Source organism: Okeania sp. SIO2F5, from assembly GCF_010692685.1.
Taxonomy (GTDB): Bacteria; Cyanobacteriota; Cyanobacteriia; order Cyanobacteriales; family Microcoleaceae; genus Okeania; species Okeania hirsuta.
The window spans coordinates 1-1105 of sequence record NZ_JAAHGU010000326.1; the positions used below are offsets into that span (position 1 = coordinate 1).

Below are 1105 nucleotides of genomic sequence, written 5' to 3' on the forward strand. Positions count from 1 at the left end.
TTGACACTCCACGGGATAAATCCGCGTGGATTCTGACGGTAGTTAAAACAGGGGATAAATCCACCTGTTTTTACTTCTCATCAGTTGAGGGACTGTCATTGACCCCTACCTTTGAATCATCCATACCCATTACAGATACAGCTTTCTGAAGACTCAAAGGACATGATTTACCTAACCATTGACCAATATTTTGTGAGGCATTCCAATCAGCATTGCAAGTGTAACCATCAACACCTGTAAAAGTATGTTTAACTCTTTTACCTATTACACCATGACGATGATCTGATTTACTGGTGTATGCTGCTGGTACAGACTCTACTGGTACACCTGCAAATATCGCTTTATACCTAGTAAATAACTCTAACTGATAAAAAGCCCAATGGTCTCGGTTTTTACTAGCATCTGACTTGGTTTTCTGCCGTTGAAGTGAGCTTTGTCTGATACCCGACAAATCCTCAAACCGTAAACCCATCTGATAGTCTTGGGCAAATTCTACTAACTGTTTAGAAATTACATGATTGATGTGAGTCATAATTCTGCGCTCACGCCTTTCGATGTCCTTGATTTTTTTCAGTTTCTTAGCTTCCTGAAGTTGTCTGCGTAATAATTGAAATTTACGCCTTAAACTTTTTACTTGCTTTCCACTCCAAAATTTACCAAAGCTATGAGGCAATGCTGCAACTGCAATATTATTTTGTCCTCTATCAACTCCGATCCAACCATTAACTAATCCAGGCTCCGGAACATCCATAGATACCGAGATTAGTGCATACCAAATACCTTTTCGAGATTTTGATATTTTCAGAGAACCTAAGAAAGCCTCTCCATTAACAATTTTGTCTAGAGTATCTTCGTGTGAAGCTGAATGAACTGTTAAAGGTATTCGTTTTCTCTGGCCTCGATATAGACTCAGAGAAACTGTAAATAAATCACCAGCCACGACTAACCCTATATCCTTGGTTATTGACTTCTATTGGCAAACGTTTAAACTTTTTCACCTTGGTTTGAGCACAAGTATTCCTAATAGTTTGATTAATCCACATTGAACCAATTTCAACATGATGAAAATCCTTGCTTGTATACTTGCGACGAACTGATTTCTCAA

General features: G+C 38.4%; 1 protein-coding gene. It reads right to left on the reverse strand.

The features are described 5' to 3' along the window. Positions 1–70: 70 nt before the first annotated feature. Entirely contained in the window at positions 71–940 is an 870-nt protein-coding gene (locus F6K27_RS33350) for a transposase (protein ID WP_287280980.1), read from the reverse strand. Between the last annotated feature and the right edge of the window lie 165 nt (positions 941–1105).